Below are 14,790 nucleotides of genomic sequence, written 5' to 3' on the forward strand. Positions count from 1 at the left end.
ATTCAGATCCTGTAGTTGAAATAGAGCCGGTCAGACCGTGACCAGCACATCCTTGCCGCGGTCGCTCGAGCGACCGGCGCCACTGCCAACCGTCGCTGCGCTGGTCGGCGCGGCGGCGAGTACCGCCTCGTCGTCATGCCCCTGCTGCGACTGGCCATGGCGACCGGAGCGACCATCGGCGCCGACCTGCACGTTGACCTGGACGAACTGCTGAGCCACCAGCTCCTGCCGCAGCCGGTCGCTGGTCTGCTGCAGCAGACGCGCGACGTCGGCGTTGGCGGCGCTGAGCTGCACCGTCAGGCGCCCGGACTCGTGGCTGAGGTGGATTTCCAGGCTGCCCAGCTCCGGCGGGTCCAGGCGGATGCTGGCGCTCTGCTGACGCTGCTGCAGCTGAACCTCGACGTGCTCGCGCAGCGCATGCAGCATCTGCTCGCCCCACTTGGCCTCCGGCGCCTGCAGCTTGAGTAGGCGCTCGGCAGCCGGGGCCACGCTGCTCGCCGGACGCTCGCCGAGCAGCGGTGACGCCTCGCGAACCTCCTCGGCGGCGCCAGGGCTCTTCAGCGACTCGACCGGCAACTCGGCGACGAGCTCCGTGGCGCCGACAGCAGGTGCAAGCAGGCTCAGCGCGGCGCCGGTCTCAACCACCGGTCGCACCGACGCGGCATTGGCCAGCAGGCGCTCGGGCTGCCCCTGGGCAGGCGGCGGAGCCACCCGACCCAGCAGCTCAGCCTCGACGACCTCATCGGCCAGGCCGTCCTGCACGCCGTCAGCCTGAGCGGCTGCCAGCGGCCAGCCCGCCTGCAGAGCGACCTCGACGCTGTCGCGGGCCTGCACCTGGACCTGCTGCTGATCGAGCATGCCCAGCAGCCACTGCTCGGCCGTGCCCTGCTCGGCAGTCTCCTCGCCGGCGGCTTCGCTGACATTCTCGGCCAGCGTCTGGGGCTGCGCCGACACGGGCAGCTCGGCAGCCGGTGCCTGCGGCTGCGCCGTCAGCTCCAGCTCCACCGCCGCACTCAGCAGGCGCGCACGAAAATCCGTGCGGCCAACGACGGGATTGCCGTCCGCACGGGCCGCCGCATGGCCGCTCAGCGATACCGGTCGCACCGGTTGCATGACTGCGTCCGCCGCGCCGGCCGCGGTGGTCGAACCCGAGATCAACTGCATCAGCTGCCGTCCCTCGCCTGGTACAGGTCGATACGTTGATAGGCCGCACGCCCTTCGGCGTACTCCAGATGATTCACCAGCAGCAGGCGCAGACGCTCGCACTCGTCGGCGCAGGCCTTGAGCGCCTGGCCATGCAGCTGCTTGAGCTGTTGCCGGGCCGCCTGCACGGAGGGATGAGCGTCCCGCGGCAGTTGCTCCAGGCACTGGCGGATCGCCCCGTCCACGTCGCCCACAGCGCGCCAGTCGCCGCCGTGCAGCGCCGCCGCCAGGCGCTGGTGCAGCACCAGCAGACGCTGCGCGTCACTTGCGGGCGGCACTGACGCCCTCCCACCCTTCGCGCAGCGTGCCGAGCAGGTTGACCACCTCGTCCAGGCCGTCGAGCGACAGCGTCACGCTGACGTCGGAGAGTCGGTAGATGCAGTACTCGTAAAGCCGCGCCAGGCCCTGCACGACCTCACCGCCGTTCTCCTCATCGAGGGCACCGTTCAGGCCGTTGAGGATGTTCATGCACTTTTCCAGCGAAGCGCCCTTCTGCTGGTAGCGCTTGTGTTCGATATGGCCGCGGGCACGGGCCAGCTCGTCGAGCAGGCCGTCCATCAGCACCAGCACCAGCTCGTAGGGTGAGGCCGACGCGGCACGGGCCTCCAGGTCCACCGAGCGGTAGCTGTCGTAACTGTCGTTGGGAAGGTAGGTCATCAGAACATTCCGAAGGTCTGCTCCATGCTCTGCATGGTCTGCATCATGGAGGTGAACTGCTTGAGGTAGCGGGAGTAGTAGCTGTCGTACTGCTGCTGCAGCTTGTCGAACTGTTCGTTGGTGCGTCGCAGGTTCAGGTCCAGCGTGTCCATGCGGTTCTTCAACATGCCGTTGGCGCTGCTGGTGTAGGCGGCGACCGTCTTGTCGATGCTGTCGAGCAGGTTGTCCTTGCCGGTGAACAGCGCCTCGAAGCCAGCCGGGTCCTTGGCCACCGCCGCCTCGAAACGCGCACTGTCGATGGTCAGCTTGCCGTTGCGATCGGCGCTGATGCCGAAGTTGATCAGGCTGTTGCCGGCGAAGTCGGTGCGCAGCAGCGTATTCAGCCGCCCCTCGATGGCACGCACGCTGGAATCCCCGGCGAGGGCGCCACGGGCGCTGCTTTCGCTGCCGCTGGCGGTCAGGGAATCGAAGCTGGTCATCAGCGCATTGAAGGCGTCGACGAAGCTCTTCGCCTTGGCCTTGGTGGCGCTCTGGTCCTGGCCGACGGTCAGCGTCAGCGCCGCGTCGCCGTCCTTGTGCAGCTTGCTGACCGACAGGCTGACGCCATCGATGACGTTGTCGAACGTGTTGCTCGAGCTGGTCAGCTCGATACCGCCGGCACCGAAACTGCCGCCCATGCGAATGCGCGCATCGGCCGCCTCGGAAAGCGTGGTGGCGGTGGCGGCGGCATTGCCGGCCAGCGATACGGCGAACGCATTGGCGGCGCCGCTTTCGGCACTGGTCAGCACCAGGTTGACCTGGCCATTGCTGCGTACCAGCGTGGCCTGCACGCCGAGGTCGGCAGTGGCGTTGATGGCCTTGGCCGCTTCTTCGAGGGTGGTGTAGCCGCTCAGATCGAAATCCTGCCCCTTGAGCGTCAGCGTGCCGCTCAGGCTGCCGTCTGCCAGGCCCTGCACGGCGACCTGCTGCTTGCTGGCCAGCTGCTCCACATAAAACTGGTAGCTGCCCGGCTGCGCCTTGCTGCCGACCGTGGCCGTGGCGTAGCCCTCCTGGCTGAACGAGGCGCTGTTGACCAGCATCGTCGCCTTGCCGGTCTTCAGGGCGGAGGCGGCCGACTTGAAGGTGGTCAGGGCGGTGCGCAACTTGCTCAGCGCATCACGCTGGGTCTTGTAGTTGCTTTCGTTGCGATTGAGCCGGTCCAGCGAAGACTGAACTTCGTAGGTCGCCAGCTGCGTCGACATCTGCTTTATGTAATCCGAATCTATCGCCATACCGATCCCCTTCCTGCGCTCTCTAGAGCAAGTTGAATGCCAATTAGCAAACCATTGATTTACAAGCGTTTTGTTCTGATGTCCGCAGAAGAAACGCTTCCGCACAGTGGCCTTCGGAGGAAACGGGGAAATGCCGTTTCCGCCTGGCCGACGGCGGAATCTCTCCGGTTAAAGGCGACGGACAAGGGGGCAGGACTTAAGGCACAACGAGAAAATGCGCGAGGGATGGCTGACAGCGGCGTCTGCCGGGCCAAACATTCGGAACGAGGAAGGCTGTTGCGGAATATCGAGACCGAGAGCCAGGGTGAGGGCAAGGCCGCCGCAGGGGCCTGAGATCGCAGCCGCGCTTCAGTACATCTGCGGCTGGTACAGCCGCGCATCGTGGCTGCCGGCCAGCAGCTGGCCGAGGATTTCGTGATGCATGGCGAGCAACTTGCCGTTGCGCTCATTGATCTGCTGGCACTGGCTGGCCATCGCCCCGAGCTTCTGCCAGAGCGTGCGCAGGCGCGTCGCCTGGTCTTCGGGATAGCAGCCGAGCAGCCGCTGCATGCCTTCGGCATCGGCCTGCAGGCGGAAGGCGCCGAGCACCTTGGCCCGGCGCTGGGCCCGCACGGCGAGGGCTTCGACGCGCGTGGTGATCTGCAGATTGAGACGGTCGATTTCCGGGCTGTCACGCTCGAGCAGGAACGCATAGAGCGCCTGCATCAGGTCGCGCAGGGCCAGGTAATCCTCGCAGTCCTGCTCCAGGTCGTCAGCGACGACCGCGAGCAGCTTGTCGCGCTGGTTCACGCATCGCTTCCGCGGTGATAGGCGAGCATGCTGCCGGCCAACTCGGCAGGATCGGTGGAGATCTCGCCGCGCTGCAGCGCCTGCTTGATGGCCGCAACCCGCTCAAGGTCGATGTCCGGCATGGCGCGCAGGGCGTCGTGCATCTGCTCCAGCGGCAGGCTTTCCGGCTGGCGCATGGCGCTTTCCGCCGCCGGGCGCGCGGCGGGCTGGCGGGTGGAGCTGGCCTCGGTGGCCGGTGTCAGGGCGGGCTTGAAGTGCCGGCTGATTTCCATGATTTCTTTCCAACTCGGTGGTTACAGCCAAACAGGCGACCGCCCGGGCACGAAACTTAAATGCCTGTTCACAGCCCGGGCGCGGCTAGTCTACCGACCGCCGCGAGCGGTCTCCACGGCCGTCGCAGCAGCTCGATGGGAGGCACTCAATGGGTGGCACGCCAGTGGGCCTGGGCGGCCAGCCCGTCCTGGATTTTCTGCTCCTGCTGGGCGAGCAGCTGCTGCCATTGCTGCAGCTTGCCCTCGATCACATGCTCGACCACCTTCTCGCTGCGCATGGCCTGCAGGAGCTCGCGCTGAATGCGCTCCAGCGCCTGCTCGGCCACCGCCAGCTCGCGACGCTGCAGCTCCACCATCTTGTACAGGGTGGCCTTGTAGCGCTGCTGGTTGTCGCGCTGCAGCGGTGTGCTCATCGGCACGGAAAAGCCGCACAGGCGGCTCAGGCCGGTGATGTTGTTGCGGTAGCGCTGGCAGAGGTTCTGCTGGTACTGCACGCGGCCGAGCATCTGCCGCACCCGGTGGCTGCGCAGGCTGGCCAGGCGGCCGAGGGTCTCGATCTGCTGTTTCATCGCGGTTTCCCGAGGATGTTCTGCAAGGTGGCGACGCTGGTTTCCAGCTCGGCGGCTTCGCCGACGTCCTGGCGCAGGAAGCGCTCGATGGTCGGTGCCAGCTGCACCGCGCGATCGGTCTTGATGTCCGCCCCCGGTGTGTAACCGCCGAGCGGGATCAGCTCCTTGATCTTCTCGAAGGTGCTGTAGCACTCCTTGAGCTGGCGCGCCGCGCCCAGGTGCGCCGGCTGGCCGACCTGGCTCATGCAGCGGCTGACCGACGCGCAGACGTCGATGGCCGGGTAATGCCCGGCTTCGGCCAGGCGTCGCGAGAGCACGATGTGGCCGTCGAGAATCGCCCGCGCGCAGTCGACGATGGGGTCCTGCTGGTCATCGCCTTCGGCCAGCACCGTGTAGATGGCGCTCAGGCTGCCATTGTCGCTGGCGCCATTGCCGGCGCTTTCCACCAGCTCCGGCAGCATGCCGAACACCGACGGCGGGTAGCCCTTGGTCGCCGGCGGCTCGCCGAGGGCCAGGGCGATCTCGCGCTGAGCCATGGCATAGCGGGTCAGCGAATCCACCAGCAGCAGCACGTCATGGCCCTGGTCGCGGAAATAGGCGGCGATGCTGTGACAGAGCTCGGTGGCCTTGAGGCGCATCAGCGGCGATTCGTTGGCCGGTGCGACCACCACCACGGCCTTCTTCAGGCCCTCTTCGCCCAGCGAATGCAGGAGGAACTCCTGCACCTCACGGCCACGCTCGCCGATCAGCCCGACCACCACCACATCGGCCTTGGTCTGCCGGGTGATCATGCCGAGCAGCACGCTCTTGCCCACGCCCGAGCCGGCAAACAGGCCGACCCGCTGGCCCTTGCCCAGGGTCAGGGTGGCATTGATGGCGCGCACGCCGACATCCAGCGCTTCGCTGACCGGCTTGCGCTTGAGCGGATTGACCGAGGGCAGCTCGGTCGGCAACGGGTCGCGCCCGCCGAGCTTGCCCAGTTCGTCCAGCGGTTCGCCGAGGCCGTTGACCACGCGACCCAGCCAGGATTCGTCGATATGCAGCTTGGCGTCATCCGGCGCCGGGAATACCCGCGAACCGGCGGTCAGGCCGACCGGTTTCTTGAACGGCATCAGGTAGGTGATATCGCGATTGAAGCCCACCACCTGCGCCTCCAGCATGCTGCCGTCGCCCTGCTCGACATAGCAGCGCTGGCCGGTCATGCGCTGGCAGCCGAGGCTTTCCAGCAGCATCCCGGAGACCCGCACCAGCCGCCCGCTGACCTTGGCCAGCTGCACGTTGTCCAGCGAGCGCAGGGCCTCGTCGAGGCGGAAACTGTCGCGCAGGGCCATGGCTCAACCCTGCGCCGTGATGTGTTCGGCGAGGGTTTCCATGCACGAGTCCAGCCGCTGCTGGCAGCCGATGTCGGCTTCGGCCTGGGCGGTGAGCACACGGCATTCGCCGAGCGCGAGCTTCTCGTCCGGCACCAGACGCCAGGCAGCGGCACGTTCCGGTGCCAGCTCGCGGATGCGCGCGCACTCTTCAGGATTGAGGTGGATACGCACGTCTTCCTGATCGCCGGGCATGGCGGTCAGCGCCTCCTCGGCCAGGGTCAGCAGTTGCGTGGGATGCAGGGTCAGTTCGCAACGGATCACCTGGCGCGCCACCTTCTGCACCAGCTCCAGCAGTTCCTCGCGACGCGCCTGTTCGTACTCGGCACGAAAGCGCTCGAATGACTCGATCAGCCGGTCCAGCGGCCGGCCGGCCTCGTCGAACGCCCGTCGCCCTTGCAGACGGCCATCCTCCAGGCCCAGCGCCTTGCCGTCCTCGACACCACGCTGGAAGCCCTCGCGATGCCCGGCCTCGCGGCCCTGCTCCAGGCCTTCGCGATAGCCCTTGTCGATGCCCTCCTGAAAGCCATCGGCCACCGCCCGCTGCAGGGCTGCCGGATCGCCGGCCAGGGTTTCCGCGGCGGGGCCTTGCGGCTTCACCCGGGGCGGAAAGCGGAACGGCCGCCAACTGCGGTCGGCACCCTTGATCACCTTGACCGTCATCTCACTCCACCGTCTGTTCGCGGAACAGCTGCACCTGCAGCTCGCCATCGGCGGACATCTCGCGCACCACGGCCATGATGTCCTTGCGCACCTGCTCGACACGGCTCAGCGGCACCGGGCCCTGGCGCCGGTTGATCGACTCCATCTGCTGCGCCTGGCGCTTGGGCATGGCGCCCTGGATCGCCTTGACCAGCTCCGGCTCGGCGCCCTTGAGCGCGACCACCCACTCGTCCAGCGGGATGACTTCCAGCAGCGTCTGCAGCACGTCCTGGTTCTGCCGCGAGAGGATGAAGAAGTCGTACATCTCGTCTTCGATCTTGCTCACCAGCTCCTCGTTATGCGCGCGCAGCAGCTCGAACATCTGGTCGCGGTTGCCCTTGAAGCGGTTCATGATGTCCGCCGCCTGCTTCACCCCGCGCACCTGCGAGCCCTGGGTGCTGAGCACCTTGAGGCTGCGATCGATCAGCTGCTCCAGCTCGGCGATGACGTCGCTGTTGACCTCCGAGAGGTTGGCGATGCGGTAGAGCAGCTCGTCCTGGCGCTCGGCCGGCATGCACTCGAGCACCTCGGTGGCCATGCCCGGCGGCAGGAAGGCAAGGAACACCGCCTGCATCTGCGCGTGCTCCTTGGCGATCAGCGCGGCGAACTGCTTGGGATCGAGCCACTCCATCTTGGCCATCTTGGCGCGGATCTCCTCGCCGTAGATGGAATCGAGCAGCGAGCGGGTGATGTCGCCGCCCAGCGCCTTGGAGAGCATGCCGGCCAGGTAGGAGCGCGAGGCCCCCTTGATGCTGCTCTGCTCCTTGTAGTCGTCGAAGAAGCGGCTGATCACATCGGAAACCATCGGCTGCTTGACGTTGGACAGCCGCGCCATGGCCTGGCTGATGCTGATGATTTCCTCGCGGGAGAAGTTGCGCAGAATGCCAGCGGATATCTCGTCGCCCATGCTCAGCATGAGGATTGCCGCCTGATCCAGCGAACTGACCGAGCGCAGCTGCACCGGCCGCGGCTTGATCTCGCGGGACGACGCCTGGCTGTCTTCAGCCGGCTGGGTTGAGGTCTCTTTCATTGCGCCCTATCCAATGCTTGATGACTTCCGAGACCCGCTCGGGGTCGTTCTTGGCGAGCATCTGCAGGTGCTCGATCTGCAGCTCAAGACCCGAGCCCGGTGCCGGCAGGCGGATCTCCGAAAGCGGGTTGAGCTCACCGAAGATGTGCGGTCCGCCGGGTTCGCGCGGGCTGGCCAGTGCCGGCCGGCTGTCGCCTTCCAGCGCGGCCGGTGCGCTCGGCTCGACCAGGCTGCCTTCCAGCCCCTCGCGCTGCGGCAGTGCCGCGACGTTGCGCTGGGTGAGATTGCGTACCGCCGGGCGCACCACGATCAGCAGCAACAGCAGGGCGATCAGCCCGGCCACGCCGACCTTGGCCAGCGCATGGACCTGACTGTTCTCCCACCAGGGCACGACCTGCTCGATCGGCTCCACGGCAGCGAACGGCAACACGCTGAGACTCAGGAGATCGCCGCGCTCCTGCTTGAAGCCGACCGCACTGCGCACCATGGCCTCCAGCTCGGCGCGGGCCTCGTCTGTCCAGCCACCCTCCGGCGCCGCCGCGGAGTTGAGCACCACCGCCACGCTCTGCTGGCGCAGGGCGAAGCCGGCATGTCTGACGTGCACCACGCTTTGGTCGTAATCCATCTGGCGGGTCGATTCCTCGCGCAGCGAGGTGGCGCCCTTGTTCTCGGTGGCCGGCTGCTGGGCTTCTTCGCCTTCGGGCGCCGGCGGTACCGGCCGGTTGCTCAACGAGCCAGGCACGCCCAGCGCCAGACGATCCAGCGCGCTCTCGTTGCGCAGCACCTCGTTGCGCAGGCGCGGCGTGTCGCCGTAGGACTGGAAGGTTTCTTCCTTCTGGCTGAAGTCGATGTCCGCCGCCACGCTGATGCGGAAGTTGCCCAGGCCCAGCACCGGTGCCAGTACCTGCTCGATATTGGCCGCAGCCTTCTGCTGGTAGTCCTCCACGGCCTGCCAGTTCTGCGCCGGCCCGCCGCCGACGTTGAGCCCGCGCGAGAGCAGCGCGCCGTACTGGTCGACCACACCGACATCTTCCGGCTTCAGATTGGGCACGCTGTTGGCGACCAGATTGACGATGGCACCGACCTGGTCGCTGCTCAGCTTGTAGCCGGGCTCCAGCTGCAACATCACCGACGCCTTGCTCGGCGCGCGCTTGCTGACCACGAAGGAACTGTTCTCCTCCTGGGCCAGATGCACCCGCGCCTGCTGCACGCCCTTGAGCGCCATCACCGTGCGCGCCAGCTCGCCTTCCAGGCTGCGCTTGAGGCGCACATCCTGAACGAACTGGCTGGTGCCCAGCGGCTCTTCCTTGTCGAACAGCTCGTAGCCAGCCGGCTGCGCAACCTTCACGCCCTTGGCGTTGAGCAGCAGCCGCGCCCGCGCCAGCTGGTCCTCGCGCACCAGAATCTGGCCGCTCTGCGGATGGATGCGGTACTGCAGCGCCTCGCCGTCGAGCACCTGCATCACCTCGGCGGCGGGAAACGACTCGCCGGCGCCATGCAGCGGGCGGAACGAGCCATTGTCGCGCCACAGGTAGAAGGCCACGGCCACCGCCAGCGCGGCGGCGATCACCGCCATGCCCGCCAGCGTCACGCGCGGATCGAGTTGCAGCCCGCCTTCGGGCAACCGGGATTTGAGTTTCTGCAGCACGTCTTAGCTCTCTGGGCCGATCAAAGCGGCATTCGCATGACGTCGTCGAACGCCGTGGTCAGTTTGTTGCGCACCTGTAGCAGCGCCGAGAACGACACGCTGGCCTTCTGGCTGTCGATCATCGCGCCGACCAGATCGTCGCTCTTGCCGCTGTCCACCGCCGCCATCGCCGCGCTGGCCTTGTGCTGCTCGGCGTCCACCGAACGCAGGGCGGCTTCGAACGAACCGCTGATGGCGTTGGCCGCCATGCTCGACGGACGGATCGGCTGGCCCTCGGCAACGCTGGCCAGCTGCTGCATGCGACCCAGCAGATCCTGCTGTACCTGATTGATGGAACTCATGGTCGTGCTTCCCCGATGGTTCAGAAATTCAGCTCGATGCCCTGCTCGCGCATGGCGTTGAGGCGGTAGCGCAGCGCGCGCGAGGTCATGCCCAGGCTGGCGGCAGCCTTGGCCTTGTGGCCGTCGAAGCGGCGGATGGTGTCGATCACGTGCTGGTATTCGGCCCACTTGCCGCTCGCGCGCAGCGCCGCCTTGCCGTTCTCCGCGGCAAGCACCAGCGGGCGCTCGCTGCGTACCGGTACGCCTGTCGGCACCGCCAGGCCCAGGTCCTGGGGCTGGATGAAGAGCCCGTTGCGCAGCACCAGCGCACGCTGCACGGTGTTCTCCAGCTCACGGGCGTTGCCCGGCCAGTCGTGCTGCAGCAGCGCGCGGCAGGCATCCTCGGTGAGCAGCTCGTCGTGGGCTTCCTGCGGCGCGTATTTGCTGATGAAGCGGCGGGCCAGCGGCAGCACGTCTTCCTTGCGCTCGCGCAGCGGGCTGATATGCAGCGGCAGCACGTCGAGGCGGAACATCAGGTCAGCGCGGAAGCGGCCCTCGGCCACTTCCTGCTGCAGGTCGCGGTTGGTCGCGGCGATGATGCGCACGTTCAGCTCGATCTCGCGGCGCCCGCCGAGGCGCTCCACGCGCTGCTCCTGCAGCACGCGCAACAGCTTGGCCTGCAGCCCCAGCGGCAGTTCGCCGATCTCGTCGAGCAGCAGGGTGCCGCCATTGGCCAACTCGAACTTGCCGGGCTGGGCGCTCACCGCGCCGGTGAAGGCGCCCTTCTCATGGCCGAAGAGAATGGATTCGAGCATCTGCTCGGGGATCGCCGCGCAGTTCACCGCGACGAAGGGTGCGTCCGGGCTGGCGGAAAAGCGATGGATGTAGCGCGCCATCAGCTCCTTGCCGGTGCCGGTCTCGCCAGTGATCAGGATCGGCGCGCGGGTCAGGGACACGCGCTGGGCCATGGCCAGCAGGCGGCGACCGGCCTGGGAGCAGGAAACGAAGCTTTCCTGGGCGGTCTCGGCACAGACCTGGCGGCGCAGCAACGCACCCAGCTGGGTCTCGCTGAACGGTGATAGCAGGTAGTCGACGCAACCCAGTTCCAGCAGCGTGGCGGCCTTTTCCTGGTCGGCGTACTCGACTACCGGAATCAGGCAGACGCTACCTGCACGCCGCACAAGACTTTCCACCTGCGCATACAAGGAGCGCACCGGCAAACTTGCAACCACCACGAAGATCAATGCCAGGCGATCGAGCCGAGCCTTGTCGAGTTCGGCGAAATCATTGAAACGCGCAACTTCGCAACCCTGCCTGCGCAAACCGGCCTGCAGAAATTCGCAGGCTTCGGCCTGGACACTTCCGATAATGGCGACTTTCTTCGCCGGCAATTCATCGAATAGCTCGTCGCATGCGTAGTTCATTGCCTGACTGACACTTTTCAATGTGACCACCTTGCCCTCCGGGAGGCGCCGCGCTCGTGCGCAACGAATCGGCGGAGATGCGGGAAGATAAAAAATCGATTTAATTTTTCGGAAGTCTTTGCCGTCTTTGCCCACTGACTCGCAATCGAACCAGCACGCTCGCAAAGGTACTTCCCGAACAAGTGCGCGCACGCTATCAGCGCGCCAGCACCGTCGCCCAATCAGTTCTGCTTAATTGAAATCAACCGATGCCAGATGAGCTCAAAAGAGGTCATTTGATATCTCTTGATTTAACCCTCTCACGCGCCCATGCCTAGGATGGCGGCACGCTAGAGCCGTGCCCGGAAAAACACCCGCGCCAGCCAGCCCACTTGTCTGCACCAATGGCCAGCGGCATCACCGCCGTGTTCACCGACCTCAGGACATACAGTTCACAACATGACTGGCAATGCAAAAGTCCACCATGGCGTGCCCGCCCAAAGCCTGACTGTATTGAAACCGCAGAAGCTGGGACGGCATCACCACAAGATTCCGCAGTACATCAAGGAAAGTACCAACAAGAATCCGCGGCTGATCGGTGATTATTTCCTGCGTAATTACCGCATCAATCTCGAACTGAATCGCATCGATGTTCAGGAAGAGCGCGGCGAAGAGCCGGACTGCATCTATCGCTCGGCCATGGGCAAAGTTGGGTTTTCCATCGACCGTGCGTTGTTGACCGAAGCACTGGAGTGCTATTACGGCGGCACTGTCATTGCCAGCCAGGACACACCACCGATCAGTACGTCGGAACAGCGCATGCGCAATCGGCTGGGCATGGATATCACCGATATATTCGCCCGCTCGATATTGTCCGGCGAGACCTTCGGCAAACTCGACAGTTATCGCAACGACTACGAGGAAACCAGCTGGGAGTACGTGGCCGAGTACGAGTACATCAGCCATATCACCGGCAGCCGTTCCTCGATCTACCTCTATCTGGACACCGAGCTGGTCGACGAGCTGACCAGCCGCCTGGCCGGCCCGCCCGTGCCGCGCCTGCCCGGCAATCCCATCGATCACATCAAACACCTGCCGGTACGCCTCGATTGCGTGGTGGCCGCGGCGCAGATGCCGCTGGCACGGGTGCTCGCCCTGCAGCTCGACGACATCCTCATGCTGCGCCCGCTGGACCGTTACGAAGTGCGCATCAACCAGCAGAAGCTCTTTCGCGGCACCATCTTCGAAGAGGATGGCGCCCTGTTCCTCACTTCACTTGAAAGCGTGAACCCCCAATGAACGGCCATCTTTCCGACAACGAATTCGAGAACCTCATCAACGAAGGCGACCTGAGCCTGGATGCGGTCGACGAGCCGGCTGTACCGGCCCCGGCGGCCGCGCCAGCGCCACGCCAGGACCTGAGCTTCTTCGGCAAGATTCCGGTGAACGTCACCCTGGAAGTCGCCTCCGCGGAAATCTCCCTCAAGGAGCTGATGGAGTGCGACACCAGCAGCGTGATCGTGCTCGACAAGCTGGCCGGCGAACCGCTGGACGTGAAGGTCAACGGCACCCTGTTCGCCAAGGCCGAGGTGGTGGTGATGAACGGCAACTACGGCCTGCGCATCGTCGAACTGTCCGGCACCAGCCTGGACGCCTTCGCCCCATGAGCCTGCGTCGCGGCCTGAGCCTGCTCGGCCTGCTGCTGATCGGGCTGATGCCCCTGGCAGCCCAGGCCGCCGGCGGCGAGATCACGCTGTTCAACCTGAACGATACCGAGAACGGTCAGGAGTTCTCGGTGAAGCTGCAGATCCTGATCATCATGACCCTGCTCGGCTTCCTGCCGGCGATGCTGATGATGATGACCTGCTTTACCCGCTTCATCATCGTGCTGGCCATCCTGCGCCAGGCCATCGGCCTGCAGCAGAGCCCGCCGAACCAGGTGCTGATCGGCATCGCGCTGATCGTCACCCTGCTGGTGATGCGCCCGGTCTGGCAGGAAATCCACAGCCAGGCCTACGGGCCGTTCCAGAACGACGAGATCACCCTCGAACAGGCGCTGGACTCGGCCAAGGGCAGCCTGGCCGGTTTCATGCTGGCGCAGACCAACAAGAACTCCCTGGAAACCATGGTGGCGCTAGCCGGCGAACAACTGCCGGAGGACCTCGACGAGCTGGATTTCTCGCTGCTGCTGCCGGCGTTCGTGCTGAGCGAGCTGAAGACCGCGTTTCAGCTGGGCTTCATGATCTTCGTGCCGTTCCTGGTGATCGACCTGGTGGTGGCCAGCGTGCTGATGGCGATGGGCATGATGATGCTTTCGCCGATGATGATTTCCTTGCCGTTCAAGCTGATGGTGTTTGTGCTGGTTGATGGCTGGGCGCTGTTGATGGGGACGTTGACCACCAGTATTCAGCCGTTTTAGGTGATGGGGATGAAGGCGTTGGCCGTGCGGTGGGGTTTGGAGAATGGGGAGGCAGGGCGCGTTTGTGAGAGCGACCTTGGCTGCGATGCCCTACCTTTGTCGGCCCAAACACCGGCATTCGGCGCCACGCTTTCCTCGGCTGGGACTACAGGTTGCGCCTCGCACGGCGCGTCACTTTTTCTTGTCTGGCCAAGAAAAAGTAACCAAAAAGAAGGCCACCCCTACATCCGGACTGGGCGCCCCCGGTTTGCTGCGCAAAACTTCCCTCGCTTCGGCGCGGCTTCGGGGGCCGGACTAGGCGCCCCCTCACGAAGGGCCATCCCTGGCCCATCGCTCCTCGCTCGGCATCCATGCCTCGCGCGCCCCACGCCTAAGCTCGGCCTCCTGAAGGGGATTAGAGACCGAGGTGCCTGGAAGTGTCCAAGCAACGAAAGCAAAAAATCGCTTCGCTTGTTCCTACGCGCACGGCCCGACAGGCGACACCAAACGCCCCTTTCAGAAGGCCGAATGGAATCGCTGCGCAGAGGGGCGAGCGGCATGGATGCCGCGAGAGCCGTGAAGGGCCATGGATGGCCCTTGCGCGGCGACCCTCGGAGCAGCGATGGAGTGAGGGAAGTCGAGCGCAGCGAGACCCGGATGCAGGGGCAAGACCTTTTGGTTCCTTTTGGGGCGACTGCCAAAAGGGACTCGCCCAGCAGGGCGAAACCAATGCGTCTGCCAACCCGGCCAATAGGCATTAACCTCAGAAACCCAAGCCCAAACGCTTCGTGGCCAAGGCCGCTCCCACAACAAGCAAAGCCAAAGCTGCAGTTCGCCGCCTGGCCGAGCGGAGCATTCACCGTCACCTCAAAGGTGCCCCAATGCTAACCCCCGACACCGCCGTCCATATCGTCTCCAACGCCATCCACGTGATCGTCCTGGTGGTCTGCGTGCTGATCGTCCCGAGCCTGCTCGGCGGCCTCCTGATCAGCATTTTCCAGGCCGCCACCCAGATCAACGAACAGATGCTGAGCTTCCTCCCGCGCCTGCTGATCACCCTCGGCATGCTGGTGTTCGCCGGACACTGGATCCTGCGCACACTGAGCGATCTGTTCATCGAAACCTTCCAGCAGGCGGGTCGCCTGGTCGGCTGAATCA

At 65.4% G+C, this 14,790-nt stretch carries 17 protein-coding genes; 4 read left to right on the plus strand and 13 right to left on the minus strand.

What is annotated here, in order from left to right; all coding sequences use genetic code 11:
- Positions 1 to 30: 30 nt before the first annotated feature.
- The 13 genes from ACVRRC_RS02490 to ACVRRC_RS02550 form a co-directional block, all read right to left on the minus strand.
- Positions 31 to 1,164, minus strand: a complete 1,134-nt coding sequence (locus ACVRRC_RS02490) for a flagellar hook-length control protein FliK (RefSeq protein WP_472996590.1) — start codon at positions 1,162 to 1,164, stop codon at positions 31 to 33.
- Positions 1,164 to 1,481 carry a hypothetical protein gene (locus ACVRRC_RS02495; protein ID WP_014595431.1) on the minus strand — a complete coding sequence of 106 codons (318 nt, stop codon included), beginning with the start codon at positions 1,479 to 1,481 and terminating at the stop codon, positions 1,164 to 1,166. Before ACVRRC_RS02495 ends, ACVRRC_RS02490 begins: the two co-directional genes overlap by 1 nt.
- On the minus strand, positions 1,465 to 1,860 hold the full coding sequence (gene fliS / locus ACVRRC_RS02500; RefSeq protein ID WP_014595430.1) for a flagellar export chaperone FliS: 396 nt from the start codon (positions 1,858 to 1,860) through the stop codon (positions 1,465 to 1,467). The genes ACVRRC_RS02495 and fliS overlap by 17 nt, the downstream gene beginning before the upstream one ends.
- Positions 1,860 to 3,131: a flagellar filament capping protein FliD gene (gene fliD / locus ACVRRC_RS02505; protein WP_017245899.1), complete on the minus strand. Its 1,272-nt coding sequence runs from the start codon at positions 3,129 to 3,131 to the stop codon at positions 1,860 to 1,862. Before fliD ends, fliS begins: the two co-directional genes overlap by 1 nt.
- 348 nt (positions 3,132 to 3,479) lie before the next feature.
- Positions 3,480 to 3,920, minus strand: coding sequence for a flagellar protein FlgN (gene flgN / locus ACVRRC_RS02510; RefSeq protein WP_014595428.1), 441 nt, complete (start codon positions 3,918 to 3,920; stop codon positions 3,480 to 3,482).
- Positions 3,917 to 4,192, minus strand: a complete 276-nt coding sequence (gene flgM / locus ACVRRC_RS02515) for a flagellar biosynthesis anti-sigma factor FlgM (protein WP_019407400.1) — start codon at positions 4,190 to 4,192, stop codon at positions 3,917 to 3,919. Before flgM ends, flgN begins: the two co-directional genes overlap by 4 nt.
- Before the next feature lie 146 nt (positions 4,193 to 4,338).
- The gene (locus ACVRRC_RS02520) at positions 4,339 to 4,761 is read right to left on the minus strand and encodes a flagellar FliJ family protein (protein ID WP_014595426.1); all 423 of its coding nucleotides are present in this window, start codon (positions 4,759 to 4,761) and stop codon (positions 4,339 to 4,341) included.
- Positions 4,758 to 6,092: a flagellar protein export ATPase FliI gene (fliI, locus tag ACVRRC_RS02525; RefSeq protein WP_014595425.1), complete on the minus strand. Its 1,335-nt coding sequence runs from the start codon at positions 6,090 to 6,092 to the stop codon at positions 4,758 to 4,760. Before fliI ends, ACVRRC_RS02520 begins: the two co-directional genes overlap by 4 nt.
- 3 nt (positions 6,093 to 6,095) lie before the next feature.
- Positions 6,096 to 6,794 (minus strand): flagellar assembly protein FliH, encoded by a 699-nt coding sequence (fliH, locus tag ACVRRC_RS02530; protein WP_017245897.1) that lies wholly within the window; start codon positions 6,792 to 6,794, stop codon positions 6,096 to 6,098.
- Between the two features lies 1 nt (position 6,795).
- The gene (locus tag ACVRRC_RS02535; RefSeq protein ID WP_014595423.1) at positions 6,796 to 7,863 is read right to left on the minus strand and encodes a FliG C-terminal domain-containing protein; all 1,068 of its coding nucleotides are present in this window, start codon (positions 7,861 to 7,863) and stop codon (positions 6,796 to 6,798) included.
- Positions 7,835 to 9,511, minus strand: a complete 1,677-nt coding sequence (gene fliF, locus ACVRRC_RS02540) for a flagellar basal-body MS-ring/collar protein FliF (protein ID WP_019407399.1) — start codon at positions 9,509 to 9,511, stop codon at positions 7,835 to 7,837. The genes ACVRRC_RS02535 and fliF overlap by 29 nt, the downstream gene beginning before the upstream one ends.
- 20 nt (positions 9,512 to 9,531) lie before the next feature.
- Complete coding sequence (gene fliE, locus ACVRRC_RS02545) at positions 9,532 to 9,852, minus strand: flagellar hook-basal body complex protein FliE (protein WP_014595421.1); 321 nt, start codon at positions 9,850 to 9,852, stop codon at positions 9,532 to 9,534.
- A 20-nt stretch (positions 9,853 to 9,872) separates the two neighbouring features.
- The gene (locus ACVRRC_RS02550) at positions 9,873 to 11,255 is read right to left on the minus strand and encodes a sigma 54-interacting transcriptional regulator (RefSeq protein WP_472996591.1); all 1,383 of its coding nucleotides are present in this window, start codon (positions 11,253 to 11,255) and stop codon (positions 9,873 to 9,875) included.
- Between the two features lie 438 nt (positions 11,256 to 11,693).
- Between ACVRRC_RS02550 and ACVRRC_RS02555 the strand changes: the two genes are divergently transcribed.
- From ACVRRC_RS02555 to ACVRRC_RS02570, 4 genes are all read left to right on the plus strand, one after another.
- Positions 11,694 to 12,533: a FliM/FliN family flagellar motor switch protein gene (locus ACVRRC_RS02555; protein ID WP_472996592.1), complete on the plus strand. Its 840-nt coding sequence runs from the start codon at positions 11,694 to 11,696 to the stop codon at positions 12,531 to 12,533.
- Positions 12,530 to 12,901, plus strand: coding sequence for a flagellar motor switch protein FliN (gene fliN / locus ACVRRC_RS02560; RefSeq protein ID WP_014595418.1), 372 nt, complete (start codon positions 12,530 to 12,532; stop codon positions 12,899 to 12,901). The genes ACVRRC_RS02555 and fliN overlap by 4 nt, the downstream gene beginning before the upstream one ends.
- Positions 12,898 to 13,653: a flagellar type III secretion system pore protein FliP gene (gene fliP, locus ACVRRC_RS02565; RefSeq protein ID WP_472996593.1), complete on the plus strand. Its 756-nt coding sequence runs from the start codon at positions 12,898 to 12,900 to the stop codon at positions 13,651 to 13,653. The genes fliN and fliP overlap by 4 nt, the downstream gene beginning before the upstream one ends.
- A gap of 860 nt (positions 13,654 to 14,513) precedes the next feature.
- Positions 14,514 to 14,786 (plus strand): flagellar biosynthetic protein FliQ, encoded by a 273-nt coding sequence (locus ACVRRC_RS02570; RefSeq protein ID WP_014595416.1) that lies wholly within the window; start codon positions 14,514 to 14,516, stop codon positions 14,784 to 14,786.
- The last annotated feature ends 4 nt before the right edge of the window (positions 14,787 to 14,790 follow it).

It is taken from the genome of Stutzerimonas sp. LR2 (assembly GCF_055755175.1).

Coding starts and splice junctions, on each gene's coding strand:
- fliD (WP_017245899.1), bottom strand. CDS start 3,131: ATGGCGATAGATTCGGATTACATAAAGCAGATGTCGACGCAGCTGGCG.
- ACVRRC_RS02570 (WP_014595416.1), top strand. CDS start 14,514: ATGCTAACCCCCGACACCGCCGTCCATATCGTCTCCAACGCCATCCAC.
- fliI (WP_014595425.1), bottom strand. CDS start 6,092: ATGGCCCTGCGCGACAGTTTCCGCCTCGACGAGGCCCTGCGCTCGCTG.
- ACVRRC_RS02555 (WP_472996592.1), top strand. CDS start 11,694: ATGACTGGCAATGCAAAAGTCCACCATGGCGTGCCCGCCCAAAGCCTG.
- fliH (WP_017245897.1), bottom strand. CDS start 6,794: ATGACGGTCAAGGTGATCAAGGGTGCCGACCGCAGTTGGCGGCCGTTC.
- ACVRRC_RS02535 (WP_014595423.1), bottom strand. CDS start 7,863: ATGAAAGAGACCTCAACCCAGCCGGCTGAAGACAGCCAGGCGTCGTCC.
- ACVRRC_RS02550 (WP_472996591.1), bottom strand. CDS start 11,255: ATGAACTACGCATGCGACGAGCTATTCGATGAATTGCCGGCGAAGAAA.
- fliN (WP_014595418.1), top strand. CDS start 12,530: ATGAACGGCCATCTTTCCGACAACGAATTCGAGAACCTCATCAACGAA.
- fliS (WP_014595430.1), bottom strand. CDS start 1,860: ATGACCTACCTTCCCAACGACAGTTACGACAGCTACCGCTCGGTGGAC.
- fliE (WP_014595421.1), bottom strand. CDS start 9,852: ATGAGTTCCATCAATCAGGTACAGCAGGATCTGCTGGGTCGCATGCAG.
- fliP (WP_472996593.1), top strand. CDS start 12,898: ATGAGCCTGCGTCGCGGCCTGAGCCTGCTCGGCCTGCTGCTGATCGGG.
- ACVRRC_RS02520 (WP_014595426.1), bottom strand. CDS start 4,761: ATGAAACAGCAGATCGAGACCCTCGGCCGCCTGGCCAGCCTGCGCAGC.
- flgM (WP_019407400.1), bottom strand. CDS start 4,192: ATGGAAATCAGCCGGCACTTCAAGCCCGCCCTGACACCGGCCACCGAG.
- ACVRRC_RS02490 (WP_472996590.1), bottom strand. CDS start 1,164: ATGCAGTTGATCTCGGGTTCGACCACCGCGGCCGGCGCGGCGGACGCA.